Below are 16,711 nucleotides of genomic sequence, written 5' to 3'. Positions count from 1 at the left end.
TAATCGCTGACAGTGTACTTGATCCAGGCGGTTAGCAGCCAGTACAGCGATAAAGATGGGTGTTAGAAAGCCGTTACCAAGACTTAATAACTCAACAACAGCTGTGCTATAGTCGTCTAGATAGGATATAACTCCGAGTATCTCTCTCTATTCCCTGCGGTATGCCGGTAATAGACAGATCTTGAAGGAGGATATTGTGCAACAATATTGTGAGTTAGTACGCCGTTTTTATGCTCAGATCGGCAGTGGGGATCTGGGTTACGTGCCTGATGCGTTAGCCTGCGTTTTAAAGGCATTGGACGAAGTGGCAGCAAATAGCGAGCTATCGTCCTCCATTAGAGAACAGGCGGCTTTTGCCGCCGCTAACTTATTGGTGAGCGACTATGTTGATAAATGATGAATACCACCCCATCAATTGTGATGACTACGACAACTTAGAACTCGCCTGTCAGCATAAGTATATTCTGAAGTTGGCGTTACGCGACGGAGAAATCATCGAAGCGAAAGCCCTCGACCTGTTGCAAAAGAAGCGCGTGGAGTATCTCACCATCGAGCAAAATGGGAGTCAACGGGATATACGTCTGGACCATATCGGCAGTTTTAGCCATCCAGATATAGGTACCATTGTCGTCAGTCTTTCCGATTGACCAGGCCGGTAATTTAATCACTACAGGGCAGCCGTTAGGCTGCCCTTCTCATTTTCAGCCAATAGCGGTTACTCTTGCTGCCAGCGAAAGCGATAAGCCGGCTCCCCGGCAGGCACTTGCCCCTCTTCGGTAATAAACAGGCCAATAGCGGCAATCAACTGCTCATCATAATAGAGTAACGGGGTACGTTGACGCAGCCAGGGTGGAACACCCAACTCCTGCCACAATTTTTTTATCGGTCTTGATCCACTACGGCCGATGATGCGTACCCGCCCGGTGGCGGCGAAACGAACACTGACCTGTTCATGTTGCTGCGGTGCTCGCACTCGGCATTCACCCTCACCAACCCACAAGGTGCCTAACCCATCAGGCAATACCAAGGCAGCATCGGCATCACATTGCCAAAGCAACTGTTTTTCACTCAAATCACGCATCCGAGGCAGTAGATACAAGCGCTGACGGAAACGACGAATCTGGTAGTCACCTAATTGTAATTGCGGTTCAGCATCAGCCTGGCTCAAAGCCACCTCATGCCAAAGTTTATGCAAGCCATCGCGCGCAGGGAGAGATACACCAAACCAGGCGATCCAACGGCGCAACAATGCATAACGCTTGGCATCTGAACACGTTTGTAACCCGGTGATAGCCAGAGAATTCTGTTGATCCAGCAACAAGGCCAACTGCTCTGCTAGCAGCTCATCAAGCAGTTGCTCTTGCTCGGCACATAAGCTGGCACTGCGTGCCGTTGCTGCGGCAAAATGTGGCCAACGTTGATTCAATAAGGGCAGGACATTCAGGCGCAAAAAATTACGATCAAAACGGCAGTCTTGGTTGCTGTCATCCTCGATCCAACTAAGTTGATACTGCTGTGCGTAAAGCTCCAATTGCTGGCGTGAGAATGGCAACAATGGCCGCAGCAAGAAATTATTTCCCAGATGCGTTCTTGCTGCCATAGCAGAAAGCCCCGCCGGACCGCTACCCCGTTTTAAAGCCAACAAAAAGGTTTCACATTGGTCATCAAGATGTTGTGCCGTCAGCAGAGCTTCACCTACCAACAGGGTGGCACTGAAAGCCTGGTATCGCGCCGCTCTGGCCGCGGCCTCAATCCCCCCGGCTCGACCATCCACCGTTACCTGCTGAACCACCAGCGGAATCTGCCAAGACTCACACTGTTGTTGGCAATGCGCCACCCAGCTATCGGCAAAGTCACTCAACCCATGATGGACATGCACCGCACGCAGCACCAGATCAGGCTGCTGTTGGCGCAATTGAACCAACAAATGCAGCAATACCGTGGAGTCTAAACCCCCACTAAACGCCACCAAGAGTTGGCGCTCACTCCCCAGAAAATCTCTGATTTGCCTAACAAGCGGATTCGTATTCATCGATTGCGCAGAGTTTGCACCCTATCATCATTGTATTTATTACAGTTAACAGTGTTTATTACAGTTAACAGTGTTTATTACAGTTCACCGTGTTTATTACAGTTCACAGCCTGAATAAACTAGAGCTCATATAATTCCAGCGGTAACCCATCTGGATCATTGAAAAAAGTAAAGCGGGACTGGGTATAGGGATCAATACGTACCGCTTCACAGGTGACGCCTGCAGCCTGTAAATGGGCTATTGCCGCATCAATATCTGCCACACTGAATGCCAAGTGACGCAGACCGCAGGCCTCTGGATGACTAGGCCGTGCTGGCGGCGATGGGAACGAAAACAGCTCAATCGTGTATTGACCATTCAGTGCCAGATCCGCTTTCCACGAATCTCGCTCCTGACGATAGACCTCTGCTAACAGGGTAAACCCTAAAATGTCGCAGTAAAAATGTTTACTGACCGGGTAATCAGACGCAATCACCGCGATATGGTGAACTTGCTGCAAGGCCAACATAAATTAACTCCACTATTTTGCCATCCACCTGAGAAATGCCTTCAGGACCAAAAGATAAGCGATGACGCCATCAAACCACGGTTGTTTTCAAAACATTCACTAGATAACGACCATCTTCAGTCAATTTGGCTCCGTGAATATCGGTTTCAAACCCTGGATAATGTTCACCAATTGAACACAGCATCAGCAGAAAATCGAGCACGCCGCGACTCTCTTCGGTGATCATCTCGCCAGGCATCACCAAAGGCACGCCAGGTGGATAGGGCAAGATCATGTTGGCGGCAACCCTGCCGATCAAGTGGTCAATATCGCAGGTTTCCACATTACCACTCACCTGCTGCTGAAACATCTGGTAAGGGGTCAGTTTCATCTCTGGTAAAACATCAAATGCGCACAGCATCAAGTGAGGTAAATTATGCTTGCAGATTAATTGGTGGATCCCGGCCGCCAGATCCTGAATGCGCATATTACGGTAAAAATCAGGATCCTCTGCATAGAGATCCGGCAGCATGTTCTTTATTGATAAATTGAGATCATAGCCACGTTTGAAATCGGTCAGACTACGCAGCAGGCTCATAGCCTTGGTTTTATCGATGCCAATACTGAACAAAAACAACAAATTGTAAGGTCCGGTTTTTTCAACCACAATCCCGCGTTGATCAAGATATTTGGCCACCAGGGCGGCAGGGATACCTGAATCTTCCAACTCCCCCAGTTCATTCATGCCGGGCGTCAAGATGGTGACTTTGATGGGATCGAGATACATATGATTAGCGTCGGTATGGCCGAAACCATGCCAGTTATCATCAGGATCCAGTGGCCAGCACTCTGCCTCATCGATTTTTTCTGGCTGCCAGATATCAAAAAACCAGCTATCACTCTCATCTCGCAAGCGTTGTATTTCACGACGAAAATGCAATGCTCGCTCTACTGAACGATTAATGATCCGTCGCCCAGGGTTACCACGCAGCATCGCTGCGGCGGTCTCCATCGAAGCGACAATGCCATAATGCGGAGAAGTGGTGGTATGCATCATATAGGCTTCATTAAAGGTGCCCTCGTCGTAGTCACCCTTAATGTGGATCATTGAAGCCTGTGAAAAAGCCGCCAACAGTTTATGTGTCGATTGCGTTTCATAAATCACCTTACCTGGAATACGCTCGCCACTCATGCCACTTTTGCCAGCGTAAATCGGGTGAAAATTGGTGTAAGGTACCCATGCTGAATCAAAGTGAATCGATGCTACATCCAACGTCTGTTTGATGTAATCCGTGTTGTACAACAGACCATCATAGGTCGAATTAGTGATCACCGCATGCACTGGCCAACTGGCATTGGTGGTTTCTGCCACCCGTTTGGCAATGCTATCGTGGGTAAACTCTCGCTGAGGGATGCCACCTAAAATGCCATACGCATTACGCAATGGACGCAGGTAAATGGGCACGATGTCGCACATCATCAACAAATGACATAAAGATTTATGGCAATTGCGATCAATCAGCACGGTACGCCCCGCCGGAATGGCATACATCCCGACAATCTTGTTGGCAGTAGAGGTGCCATTGGTGACCAGATAGCTCTGTTCTGCATTGAAAGTACGGGCAATATACTCTTCTGCTTCCAAATGCGGCCCACTGTGATCAAGTAATGAACCCAGTTCAGTTACCGAAACTGAAATATCGGCCTTTAAGGTGTTGGCACCAAAAAAATCATAAAACAGGCTGCCTACCGGACTTTTCTGAAATGCCGTCCCCCCCATATGGCCTGGGGTACAGAAAGTATATTTCCCCTCTTTCACATAGGTAAACAACGCCTTAGTTAGTGGCGGTGTGATGGTATCAATATATTCATCGGTATACTGCCGAATGCGTTGGGCGATATCATCGGCCGTACTCAGGCCATACTCAAAGAAATAGAGCACCATGCGCATTTCGTGCAAGGTGACATCAAACGTCGAATGCGTGTTGATAAAGGCATACAGTGGCAAATACTCATTGAGATCGTTGATTTCGCTGCATAATTCAAGGCTGTAATCATCCCAATCGAAAATCACACCACAAATACGCGCATTGTCCTCAATCAACTTCAACAAGTCGCCACTATTTTTGGGATAGACCAGTTGGAATCCCATTGCAGCCAGGGCTGTGTGCAGCTCCCGGATAGGCTCATCTTTGTAATAAACGCCCATCGGGCTCATGATTGCAATGATATTCATCGAATCTATCCTGTTAATTAGCCACCACTAGCTTAATCCACAAACGACAAGGGTGCTGAGGGCTACCAGGAAAAACCTGCTAACACCGCCAACACCCTTGTTAACCTGCTACTAAATATTAGCAGTAACCGTAATTCATCAACCGCTGATAACGACGATTGAGCAATTCTTCGTTACTCAGATTATCCAATTCCGCCAGGTCCGCCAGCAACTGTGCCTTCAGCGAAGCCGCCATGGCGGGAACATCACGATGTGCAGAACCCAGTGGCTCAGGGATCACCGAATCGATCAGCTTTAACTCTTTCAAACGTGGAGCCGTAATACCCATGGCTTCCGCGGCAATCGGCGCTTTATCGGCACTTTTCCACAGAATGGAAGCGCAACCCTCTGGCGAAATCACCGAATAAGTGCTGTATTGCAGCATATTGACTTTATCACCCACGCCAATCGCCAGCGCACCACCGGACCCCCCTTCACCGATGACCGTACAGATCACCGGAATATTCAGGCGGGACATTTCACGCAGATTACGCGCGATAGCTTCCGATTGACCACGCTCTTCCGCCCCCACGCCTGGATAAGCACCGGGAGTATCAATGAAAGTAATCAGTGGCATTTTGAAGCGGGAAGCCATTTCCATCAGGCGTAACGCCTTACGGTAACCTTCCGGTGCCGGCATACCAAAGTTACGACGAATTTTCTCTTTGGTTTCGCGCCCTTTCTGATGACCAATGATCATCACCGGACGGCCATCGAGCCGCGCAATCCCCCCCACAATGGCTTTGTCATCGGCATAGGCACGATCACCTGCCAACTCTTCAAAATCAGTGAAGATATACTTGATATAATCCAGCGTATAAGGACGCAGTGGGTGACGGGCGAGTTGGGCAATCTGCCAAGCCCCAAGATCAGAAAAAATCTTGCGTGTCAGCTCAACGCTCTTTTCGCGTAATCGCTCAACCTCTTCATCTAGATTAATATCTAACTTTTCGTCTTGACGGCTGACTGAGGTCAGCGAGTCAATTTTCGCTTCCAACTCTGCAATCGGCTGTTCAAAATTAAGAAAATTCAGACTCATAGTGTTCCTATTTTAGTCAAATTCCAGTTCAACCTGCTCATTACCTACCAAGGTCCGCAAATCAATCAACAAGCGGTCAGTGGGTGTCACGCGCCAGGTTGCACCAAAGCGTAGTCTGGCTCGTGCATCTTCCCGTTGATAGTAGAGATGCACTGGAATCGTCCCCGAGCGATGAGGTTCCAAAGACTGACGGAGACGGTTCAAAAGCTGTTCATCAATTTGCCTGTCCGTTAGCGAGATAGCAAGCCCACGGGCATATTTTTCACGGGCGTCACTGATGTCCATGAGTTCACGGGCTGTCATTTTAAGCCCACCATTAAAGTCATCAAAGCTGACCTGTCCATTCGCAATCAGGATACGGTCTTTTTCCAATAAATGCTGGTATTTTTCCAATGCATCGGTAAATAACATCACATCCAAGCGGCCAGAACGGTCATCCAGTGTACAGATGCCAATGCGATTACCCCGTTTGGTCATCATCACTTTACAAGCAATTACCAACCCGACTGCCGTCGTCATTTTACCCCGCTCGGTCGGGTGCATATCTTTCAGCCGCTGCCCACCCGCATAACGTTCAATCTCTTTCAAATATTGGGTGATCGGATGGCCAGTAAGATAGAGCCCCAAGGTTTCCCGTTCACCATCGAGCACCACCTGTTCCTGCCAACGCGGAACATTCGCGTAAGATTGCTCAACCTGCTCTGGCGCTTCTGCCAATACGCCAAACATATCCGCCTGACCTATGGCTTCCGCTTTAGCATGTTGATCGGCTGCTTTCAGTGCATCATTCAGCGAATTCATCAGTGCCGCACGGTGTGGCCCCAGGCGATCAAACGCCCCGGACATAATCAGTTTTTCCAGTATCCGGCGGTTGAGTTTTTTGGTATCAGTACGGGCGCACAGGTCAAACAGGTCCTTGAAATAGCCCTGCTCCCCACTATTACGGGCTTCGATAATGGCCTCTATTGGCCCTTCCCCCACACCTTTAATCGCGCCAATGCCGTAAACAATCTCACCTTCGCCATTAACATGGAAATGATACTGCCCACTATTGATGTCCGGCGGCAGAATTTTTAACTCCATGCGCCAGCACTCATCCACCAGCCCGACGACCTTATCGGTATTATCCATATCAGCGGTCATCACCGCCGCCATAAACTCCGCGGGATAGTGAGCTTTCAACCACAGCGTCTGGTATGACACCAGTGCATAGGCTGCTGAGTGAGATTTGTTGAAGCCGTAACCGGCAAATTTCTCTACCAGGTCAAAAATCTTCATCGACAGCTCGCCGTCGACACCCATGCTTTTCGCCCCGTCCTCAAACACTGAACGCTGCTTCGCCATCTCTTCCGGCTTTTTCTTACCCATGGCACGGCGCAACATATCTGCACCGCCCAGCGTATACCCCGCCAGAACCTGGGCAATCTGCATGACCTGTTCCTGATACAGGATAATGCCATAGGTGGGTTCTAGCACCGGTTTCAACGACTCATGCTGCCATTGGATATCGGGATAGGAGATCTCTTCACGGCCATGTTTACGGTCGATAAAGTTATCCACCATACCTGACTGCAATGGCCCCGGCCGGAACAGCGCCACCAGCGCGATCATATCTTCAAAACAGTCAGGCTTGAGGCGTTTGATCAAGTCTTTCATGCCACGGGATTCAAGCTGGAACACCGCCGTGGTTTCCGAACGCTGCAGCATGTCAAAACTTTTCTTGTCATCCAGTGGGATAGCAGAAATATCTATTGGCTCCAGCCCACTTCTAGCGCGACGGGCATTGATCATCTCCAACGCCCAATCAATGATGGTCAGGGTACGCAGCCCCAAGAAGTCGAATTTTACCAGCCCGGCATATTCCACATCGTTCTTGTCAAACTGGGTAACTGGATGCTGGCCTTCCGCATCGCAATATAGCGGAGCAAAGTCAGTAATTTTGGTGGGTGCGATCACCACCCCACCGGCGTGTTTCCCGGCGTTGCGCGTCACCCCTTCCAGTTTACGCGCCATATCGATCAACGCTTTGACTTCTTCGTCGGCCTCATAAATTTCTGGGAGTTGCGGTTCTGCGGCAAACGCCTTCTCTAGCGTCATGCCGGGGTCAGGGGGGACCAACTTGGAAATACGGTCCACAAAACCGTAAGGGTGCCCCAACACACGCCCCACATCGCGAATTACCGCTTTCGCCGCCATGGTACCAAAGGTAATAATCTGTGATACCGCTTCACGGCCATACATATCGGCGACGTGTTCGATCACCTGATCACGCTTTTCCATACAGAAATCAACGTCGAAATCGGGCATTGAAACACGTTCAGGGTTCAAAAAACGTTCGAACAGCAGGTCAAACGCCAGAGGATCAATGTCGGTGATTTTGAGCGCATAAGCCACGAGCGAGCCTGCACCAGAACCGCGCCCAGGGCCAACAGGCACGTTATTATCTTTCGACCACTGAATGAACTCCATAACGATCAGGAAGTAGCCCGGGAACCCCATCTGATTGATGACTTCCAGCTCCACATCCAGGCGTTCATCATACTCAACACGCTGTTGGCTGCGAACTTCAGGGTCTGGGAACAGGAACTCAAGACGCTCCTCCAACCCGGCTTTAGACTTCACCACCAGGAAGTCTTCAGTGGTCATATCCCCGGTAGGAAACTGTGGCAGGAAATACTCACCCAAGCGGATGGTCACATTACAGCGTTTAGCAATCTCGACACTGTTGAGTAAGGCTTCTGGAATGTCAGCAAACAGCTCACACATTTCATCTTCACTACGCAGATACTGCTGTGGGCTGTAGTTTCGCGGTCGTTTGGGGTCATCTAAGGTAAAACCATCATGGATCGCCACCCGGATCTCATGGGCGTCAAAGTCATCTTCTACAAGAAAACAGACCTCATTGGTGGCTACCACCGGCAACCCTCGTTCAGTGGCCAGTGCTACAGCGGCGTGCAGATAGTTTTCTTCATCTGCACGCGCCGTGCGGATCAGTTCAAGATAATAACTGTCTGGAAAATAGCATTGGTAAAACTCGAGGCATTGGTCAACCAGAGCCTGGTTGCCCCGTAACAAAAATTTGCCAACATCCCCCATGCGCCCACCGGAGAGCAGGATTAAACCCGCCCGATGTTCAATTAACCAATCACGATCAATGATCGGCCCCATCGCACCATAACCGCGCTGATAGGCTTTGGAGATCAATAAGGTGAGATTCTGATAACCTTCATTGTTGGCGGCAAGGACGGTAAGCTGTGCCAGCTCATCACCCAACATGTCACTTTGTACCAGGAAATCCGCCCCGATTATCGGCTTGACCCCAGCACCATGTGCACCGCCATAAAATTTCACCAACCCACATAAGTTAGTGAAATCGGTGATCGCCAGGGCTGGCATACCTTGCGCAGCTGCTCTTTTCACCAACGGACCAATCTTGGCTAGCCCATCCACCATGGAGTAATCACTGTGGACACGAAGATGAATAAAACGAGGTTCGGCCATATCGAGATACCAACGTAGGTAGGTTCAGCAAACTGAACCCAGGTTAACTCAGATTGTTCAGCCTAATGAGGCCAAGAGATAAATTACTGCCCCAGTACTCTTCTGACTGGTGCAAAACTGCGGCGATGGTGTTCTGTAGCCCCGAATGTCGCCAGCTTCTCCAGATGGTACGCCGTCGGGTAGCCTTTATGTTGGGCAAAACCATATTCCGGAAAAGCCAAGTCGAGCTCGGCCATTTCTCGATCACGCGTCACCTTTGCCAGGATTGATGCTGCACTGATTTCCGCGACTCGACTGTCCCCTTTCACCACCGCCAATGAACGCATCGGTAATGTGGGGCAACGGTTTCCGTCAATCAACACCATATCAGGTTCAATATGCAAGCCGACCACTGCACGCTGCATCGCCAACATAGTGGCATGCAGGATATTCAGTTGATCGATTTCACTGGCTTCAGCACGCCCCAAACTCCAGGAATACGCTTTGTCCATGATTTCGTCATACAATGCCAGACGGCGCTTTTCACTGAGTTTTTTTGAATCTGCCAGGCCGACAATCGGTTTGGCCGGATCAAGAATCACTGCCGCAGTCACTACCGCCCCCACCAGAGGCCCCCGTCCAACTTCATCTACCCCGGCAAACAGCCGGGCTGCAGGATAAACAAAGGGTTCTAGCATGATGTTGCCAACTCCAACACGGCCTGGGCAGCCTGTTCGTCAGCGCCACAGCGAATACTCTGATGAAGAGCCAGAAATGTCTGCTTCAACTGCTCGGTTTGCGAACTCTCTTCCAACAAGGGTAGCAATGCGCTTGCCAGCTTATCCGGCACACAATCGTGCTGTAACAGTTCGGTAACGATCTCTCGCCCAGCCAACAAGTTTGGCAACGAAACATAGGGCGTTTTCACCAGACGCTGGGCTAACCAAAAGGTAGAAGGCTTCATCCGATAACCCACCACCATAGGGCATTTCGCCAGCATGCACTCCAAAGCCGCAGTACCTGAAGCCAACAACGCCGCATCACTGGCAACCATGGCCTCACGCCCTTTGCCATCCAGCAGGCGAATATTGAGCTCCGGTGCTATCTGAGCCTTGATAGCTTCGAACTGTTGACGCCGTTTAGCATTAACTAGCGGCACAATCACCACCAGCTCCGGGTAATGGTGGCGTAGCAACTGTGCAGTCTTGATAAAGTCGCCACTCAACATTTCCACTTCGGCACCACGACTGCCAGGCAGCAGAGCCAAACAGCGAGCATTGGGGGCGATACCCAACGCTAAACGTGCAGCTTGCTTATCTGGCTGCAGCGGCATGGCATCAGCCATGGTATGGCCGATAAAACGACAAGGGACGTTGAAACGGTCGTAAAACGCTTTTTCAAAAGGAAGAAATGCCAGCACCAAATTGGTTGCTTTAGCAATTTTGAAAATGCGTTTTTGTCGCCAGGCCCAGACTGATGGGCTGACATAGTGAATAGTACGGATGCCCTGTTTTTTCAGGCGACCTTCCAGAGTAATATTGAAATCCGGCGCATCAATACCTACAAACACATCGGGCTGCAACTCACTAAACCGACGAGTCAAATCCTGGCGAATCTTCAGTAAACGCGGCAAACGCCCAAGGACTTCTACCACCCCCATAACCGCCAGCTCTTCCATTTCATACCAGGCTTCACACCCTGCCGCCTGCATCAATGGCCCTGCAACACCAACAAAGCGGGCATCAGGATGATGAGCCTTCAATGCATGGATTAAACCAGCCCCCAAGATATCACCGGAGGTTTCTCCGGCGACCAATCCAATAGTCAGTGGACGATTTTGCATAGCTCAGCGAATAATCCCGCGGGTTGAGCGGGCGAAGAAATCGAGGAACGACTGCACCACCGGTTGCTCTTTCGCCAATTCGTCAATCTCTGCTTTGGCTTCATCCAACGTTTTCTCGCTACGATAGAGGATTTTGTAGGCATTACGGATCGCCTGCACTTGATCCTTATCAAAGCCGCGACGTTTCAGGCCAACGGTATTCACACCAAACGGCGTTGCATGGTTACCTTGCGCAATAACGAAAGGCGGCACATCTTGCGCCACACCGGAGCACCCCCCCACCATCACATGAGCACCAATAACACAGAACTGATGGACTGCACTCATGCCACCAATGATGGCATAGTCGTCTATTTCCACATGGCCGGCCAGCGTCGCATTATTTGCCAATATGCAGGAGTTACCCACCACGCAATCATGGGCAATATGGACATTGACCATCAGCAGATTATCGTTTCCCACCTTGGTCAGGCCCGACGCCTGCACCGTACCGCGGTGGATGGTGACACTTTCACGGATACGGTTACGGTCACCCACCTCAACACGTGTCGGCTCACCGGCATATTTTAGATCCTGGTTCACTTCACCAATGGAAGCGAACTGATAAATCTGGTTATCGCGACCAATTTTGGTAATACCGTTCACCACCACATGGGATTTCAGGAGGGTACCTGCGCCGATTTCCACCTGAGGACCAACGTAACAGAAAGGGCCAATATGCGCCCCCGCACCGATGATGGCTCCCTTTTCAACAATTGCTGCAGGATGGATAAAGGCGGTTTTATCAATCACAGATTATGCCTCCCGGCTGCGGGCACACATCATGGTTGCTTCGCAGACAATTTTTCCATCAACGGTTGCCACGCCTTTAAAGCGCGTCAGACCGCGACGAGTTTTTTCGAAAGTGACTTCCATAACCATCTGGTCACCAGGCACCACTGGGCGTTTGAAACGCGCTTCGTCAATCCCGGCAAAATAGTACAATTCACCCGGTTCCAGTTTGCCTACACTCTTAAATGCCAGAATACCGGTAGCCTGTGCCATTGCTTCTAAAATCAACACACCCGGGAAAATCGGTTTACCTGGGAAATGGCCCTGGAAAAACGGCTCATTGACCGATACGTTCTTCACTGCCCGCAGATATTTATGTTCTTCGAACTCTAGTACACGATCAACCAGCAAAAACGGATAACGATGAGGAAGAAGTTCCAAAATTTCTGCTATATCTAGAGTATGAGTGTCTGTAGTCAAAATACTCTTCCTGTCTTTAAAAACTTAAAGTATCAACAACACGGCCTGCTTTATGCCAAAAGAAGGGCATCCGGCAGGCCGCAAATTAACATCACTTTGCACTGTTGGCGTTAAAGCCAATGCGTTTATTTTATACCCAGTATCTCAGTGGGTAACAGTGATTAATCTTTCCCGACTTTTCGTTCAATAGCTTTTAAACGCTTGCTAATATCGTCGATATTCATCACCAACGCAGCTGTTTTACGCCAAACTTTGTTAGGCTGTAGCGGAATACCCGAGGAGTATACCCCAGGTTCAGTGATTGGTCTCATAACCATTCCCATTCCGGTGACAACAACCTGATCAGCAATCTCCATGTGACCATTAATCACACTGGCACCACCAATTTGACAATTGCGGCCAATTTTCAGACTACCCGCCATAATAACACCGCCAGCAACAGCAGTGTTCTCGCCAATCACCACGTTATGCGCAATCTGGCACTGGTTATCAATGATAACACCATTGCCAATCAGAGTATCATCCAGCGCACCACGATCAATAGTGGTACAGGCACCAATTTCAACGCGGTCACCAATAATCACTCTCCCCAACTGAGGGATCTTGATCCAATTGCCTCGCTCATTGGCATAGCCGAAACCATCAGCACCAATCACTGTTCCTGATTGAATCAGGCAATGCTGACCAATTTCAATCTCATGGTAAATCGTTACATTCGCCCATAGACGCGTACCAGCACCAATACGAGTATATTTACCAATAAAACAACCCGCACCAATCACCACGTTATCACCGAGTACGACACCAGATTCGATAACGGCGTTAGCACCAACGGATACATTCAAGCCAAGCTGCGCTTCAGGCGAGATCACTGCACTCGGCGCAATATCGGTTGCCGGTGTAGGTGTGGTATCCATCAGTTGTGCCAAATGGGCATAAGTCAAATAAGGATTTTTAACCACTAGCGCCGCACTGCGACAATGTGGTAAATCTGCAGCGGTCAAAACAACGGCACTCGCCTGACATGCGGCCAATTGCTGTTGATAACGGCTGTTTGACAAAAACGTGATTTGCCCAGCCTGTGCAGAATGCATAGAAGCAATGCCGGTGATGACGAGATCGCCATCACCGTGCATTTGTGCATTCAACTGCTGCGCTAAATCAGCCAGTCGAATTGAAAACATGTTATTATTTAACCTGTTTTTGTACTTCAGCGGTAATATCTTGTGAAGCACCCGCATAAGCAATTGCGTTAGTGTCGATCACAACGTCATAACCTTGTTTGGTGGCAACAGCTTTCACCGCATCCTGAATACGGGTCAGGAGTTTGTTACGCTCTTCCATCTGACGGCGACGATTGTCCTGTTCGAAAGCTTGCGCTTTCTGAGAGAACTGATCACGCTGCGCCATGACTTCTTTCTCCATTTTGCTGCGGTCAGCAGCCTTCATGGTAGAAGCGTCACGTTGCAACTTCTGCATTTTAGTCTGCAGATCACGTTCCATGTTCTGGAGTTCAGTTGCACGGTTTTTGAATTCACTTTCCAACTGCTTAGCCACGGCTTCACGGGCAGGCATTTGCTGGAAAATGTTGGAAACGTTAACGACAGCGATTTTATCTGCTGCTTGAACGCCCGCTGAAGCAGCCATTGCTAAACCGAGGCCTGCGGCACATAACCACTTTTTCACTATAAACTCCTTACCATCACTCGTTTGTGTCATTTGACACTATTGAAATACACAATTTGCCAGACTTGTCACAGGCCACAATGGAAATCCACTCCCTATGACATGATCTAAGCCTGACATTTGTGATTCTGTTTTTAACTGCCCTACACACCAGCAAACCGATTACCAGGTTTTACCAATGTTAAACTGGAACTGTTCTGAGCGATCGCCTTCATAGCTCTTGAACGGATCAGCATACGAGAATACCAATGGCCCCAGTGGCGACATCCATTGCACAGCAATACCAGCCGACAAGCGAATATTGCTCGCTTTACTGTAGTCTGGCACCCCATACATGGCTGTCTCAGTGGTATTTTCCCACTTGGTATCCCATACCGTACCCGCATCAATGAAAAACGAAGTACGCACTGAGTTCGCGTATTTCTCACTGAGGAACGGCGTTGGTGTAATCAGCTCCAAACTGGCTACGGCGGTAGCATTACCACCCACCGCATCGCCGGAATTACAGAGCACCTGAGCTTGGCCATTCGACATAGTCGGGCAGCTAAATGAATTTGAATTATAGTAAACCGCTTTTGGACCAATGGTATTGGACTGGAAGCCACGCACCGTACTCGAACCACCGGCATAGAAGTTCTCGTAGAATGGCATCTCTTTACCGCCAAAGCCATCTGCGTAACCTACACGGCCACGGCCTAACACCACCCAGGTCTTATCTTCATCGATTGGCACATACTGCGTACTGTCCAAGGTCATCTTGTAGTACGAGTTGTCCGAACCAGGCACGGCAACCTTGGTGGTAAACGAGGTCCGGTTACCTTGTGTCGGGAAGAAGCCACGGTTGAGATTATTATACGTCCACCCCAAGCTCAGGGTGAAATCATCCGCACTATAGCTGGCCGTGTTAAGAAGGCCTGGATTCTCACCTACCGAGTCAAGGTAACGCCACATGGCCACCTGCGGCTTCATATCCGACAAGGAGTTGTGCACATAACCCAAGCTGGTACGCAGAGAGTTATATTCGTTGATCGGGAACCCTAGCGTACCATCGATACCATAACTGCTGTTGGTATACGCAGACAGATCAGCGTTGCTCGCTTTAAAGTCATTGTAGAAAATACGCCCGCCCAAGCTCACACCATCAACGGTGAAGTATGGGTTGGTCAGCGACAGCTCGGTATAAGTCTGATAAGTATTCTTGGTACCGTTAATCCCCACCGAATAGCCTGTACCCAGCCAGTTATCCTGCTGCACACCTGCTTGGAAGCTGACACCACTTTCAGTACCGTAACCGACACCAAAGTTTAGCGTACCGGTGTTGCGCTCTTTCACTTTGTAAACGATATCAACCTGATCAGTTGTACCTGGTACACGTTGAGTTTCTACATCCACCGTTTCGAAGAAACCTAAACGGTTCAGACGATCTTTACCCTGCTCAACCTGTTCATTGCCTAACCAGGCACCTTCCATCTGGCGCATTTCGCGACGCAATACAGAATCTTTACTAACGTCATTACCTTCAAACCGGATGCGCTTAACATAGAAACGGTTACCCGCATCAATGTTAATGTGCAACTTCACCGTTCTATCTGCATCGTTGATTTCAGGTTGAGTCTGTACGCGAGGATAAGCATAACCATAACGGGCAAACATCTTTTTGATGCTATCTTCCATCTTGGTCAATTTAGTGCCACTAAACAGTTGCCCTGGTTCGACTTTGGTCAATTGGGCCACTTCTGCCGAGTGCCCTGCCAAGTCACCGGTAACCACGACACCAGTAAGCTTGAACTGTTCACCTTCGGTAATGTTGATAGTGACGTAGATACCTTTCTTATCTGGCGTCAGGCTGACCTGCGTGGAATCAATATTGAAACGGGCATAACCACGATCCAGATAAAAGCTGCGCAGGGTTTCAAGATCACCCGCCAGTTTTTGCTTCTGGTATTTCTGATCAGCCACCAAATTCCACCAAGGTACCTCATCACGCAGTTGGAAATGAGCTAACAGCTCATCAGTGGTGAACGCATGGTTACCAACAATATTGATTTGTTGGATTTTGGCTGAGACCCCTTCCGCGAACACCAATTTCAGGTCAACACGGTTACGTGGCAAAGGCGTGACCACGGCTTTCACCGAGGCACTGTATTTACCTACGCTGTAGTAAAAGTCTTCTAACCCTTTCTCCATGCTGGATAAGGTGGTACGGTCAAGTGCCTCACCGACCCGAACGCCAGAGGCTTCCAGGTTCTGCTTGAGCATGTCATCTTTTACCGATTTATTACCGGAGAAAGTGATGCTGGCAATGGTGGGGCGTTCTTTGACCTGAACTATCAGCGTATCACCATCCCGCAGTACGCGGACATCCTCGAAGTTGCCAGTAGCAAACAAGGCACGAATGGTATTACTGATATCTTCATCAGAGACGGTATCACCTACACGAACCGGCATATTGAGTAACGCCGCACCGACGGCGACTCGTTGCAGGCCTTCGAAATGAATATCCTTCACTACGAACCCGTCGGCACCGTATACGGTGGCGCTGCCAAACAGCAGCGACGCTATGAGCAACTTTTTCATCGCCATCGTTGTTATGCGTTCTTCCTAACCTGTCCCCGCC

At 49.5% G+C, this 16,711-nt stretch carries 14 protein-coding genes; 2 read left to right on the top strand and 12 right to left on the bottom strand.

From position 1 onward, the window contains the following. Positions 1 to 196: 196 nt before the first annotated feature. Complete coding sequence (locus tag ACX9GV_RS03715; RefSeq protein WP_037384060.1) at positions 197 to 397, top strand: YaeP family protein; 201 nt, start codon at positions 197 to 199, stop codon at positions 395 to 397. Continuing rightward, positions 384 to 647 carry a Rho-binding antiterminator gene (gene rof / locus ACX9GV_RS03710; RefSeq protein WP_023489823.1) on the top strand — a complete coding sequence of 88 codons (264 nt, stop codon included), beginning with the start codon at positions 384 to 386 and terminating at the stop codon, positions 645 to 647. The genes ACX9GV_RS03715 and rof overlap by 14 nt, the downstream gene beginning before the upstream one ends. A 68-nt stretch (positions 648 to 715) precedes the next feature. Here rof and tilS read toward each other — a convergent pair whose 3' ends face one another. The 12 genes from tilS to bamA all read right to left on the bottom strand — a co-directional run bounded on the left by tilS (position 716) and on the right by bamA (position 16,677). Further along, on the bottom strand, positions 716 to 2,032 hold the full coding sequence (gene tilS / locus ACX9GV_RS03705; RefSeq protein ID WP_473197090.1) for a tRNA lysidine(34) synthetase TilS: 1,317 nt from the start codon (positions 2,030 to 2,032) through the stop codon (positions 716 to 718). A gap of 119 nt (positions 2,033 to 2,151) precedes the next feature. Next, on the bottom strand, positions 2,152 to 2,541 hold the full coding sequence (locus ACX9GV_RS03700; RefSeq protein ID WP_023489821.1) for a VOC family protein: 390 nt from the start codon (positions 2,539 to 2,541) through the stop codon (positions 2,152 to 2,154). A 70-nt stretch (positions 2,542 to 2,611) separates the two neighbouring features. Then, positions 2,612 to 4,756 (bottom strand): lysine decarboxylase LdcC, encoded by a 2,145-nt coding sequence (locus ACX9GV_RS03695; RefSeq protein WP_473197089.1) that lies wholly within the window; start codon positions 4,754 to 4,756, stop codon positions 2,612 to 2,614. A gap of 118 nt (positions 4,757 to 4,874) precedes the next feature. Beyond that, positions 4,875 to 5,834, bottom strand: coding sequence for an acetyl-CoA carboxylase carboxyl transferase subunit alpha (gene accA / locus ACX9GV_RS03690; RefSeq protein ID WP_023489819.1), 960 nt, complete (start codon positions 5,832 to 5,834; stop codon positions 4,875 to 4,877). Between the two features lie 12 nt (positions 5,835 to 5,846). Then, a complete protein-coding gene (gene dnaE / locus ACX9GV_RS03685) occupies positions 5,847 to 9,335 on the bottom strand; it encodes a DNA polymerase III subunit alpha (protein ID WP_473197088.1) in 3,489 nt (1,162 codons plus the stop codon). A gap of 83 nt (positions 9,336 to 9,418) precedes the next feature. Continuing rightward, positions 9,419 to 10,012 carry a ribonuclease HII gene (gene rnhB / locus ACX9GV_RS03680; protein WP_473197087.1) on the bottom strand — a complete coding sequence of 198 codons (594 nt, stop codon included), beginning with the start codon at positions 10,010 to 10,012 and terminating at the stop codon, positions 9,419 to 9,421. Next, a complete protein-coding gene (gene lpxB / locus ACX9GV_RS03675; RefSeq protein WP_473197086.1) occupies positions 10,006 to 11,157 on the bottom strand; it encodes a lipid-A-disaccharide synthase in 1,152 nt (383 codons plus the stop codon). Before lpxB ends, rnhB begins: the two co-directional genes overlap by 7 nt. 3 nt (positions 11,158 to 11,160) lie before the next feature. Further along, complete coding sequence (gene lpxA, locus ACX9GV_RS03670; protein ID WP_473197085.1) at positions 11,161 to 11,949, bottom strand: acyl-ACP--UDP-N-acetylglucosamine O-acyltransferase; 789 nt, start codon at positions 11,947 to 11,949, stop codon at positions 11,161 to 11,163. A gap of 3 nt (positions 11,950 to 11,952) precedes the next feature. Beyond that, on the bottom strand, positions 11,953 to 12,408 hold the full coding sequence (gene fabZ / locus ACX9GV_RS03665; protein ID WP_473197084.1) for a 3-hydroxyacyl-ACP dehydratase FabZ: 456 nt from the start codon (positions 12,406 to 12,408) through the stop codon (positions 11,953 to 11,955). Positions 12,409 to 12,569: 161 nt separating this feature from the next. Continuing rightward, the gene (lpxD, locus tag ACX9GV_RS03660; protein ID WP_473197083.1) at positions 12,570 to 13,592 is read right to left on the bottom strand and encodes a UDP-3-O-(3-hydroxymyristoyl)glucosamine N-acyltransferase; all 1,023 of its coding nucleotides are present in this window, start codon (positions 13,590 to 13,592) and stop codon (positions 12,570 to 12,572) included. Positions 13,593 to 13,596: 4 nt separating this feature from the next. Then, positions 13,597 to 14,094 (bottom strand): molecular chaperone Skp, encoded by a 498-nt coding sequence (gene skp / locus ACX9GV_RS03655; protein ID WP_023490023.1) that lies wholly within the window; start codon positions 14,092 to 14,094, stop codon positions 13,597 to 13,599. 162 nt (positions 14,095 to 14,256) lie between these two features. Continuing rightward, positions 14,257 to 16,677 (bottom strand): outer membrane protein assembly factor BamA, encoded by a 2,421-nt coding sequence (gene bamA, locus ACX9GV_RS03650; protein ID WP_473197082.1) that lies wholly within the window; start codon positions 16,675 to 16,677, stop codon positions 14,257 to 14,259. Positions 16,678 to 16,711: the final 34 nt, after the last annotated feature.

Source organism: Serratia sp. 25CWL12 (genome assembly GCF_055790885.1).
The sequence above is the reverse complement of the archived record's forward strand: the minus strand, read 5'-3'. Positions and strand labels throughout refer to the sequence as shown.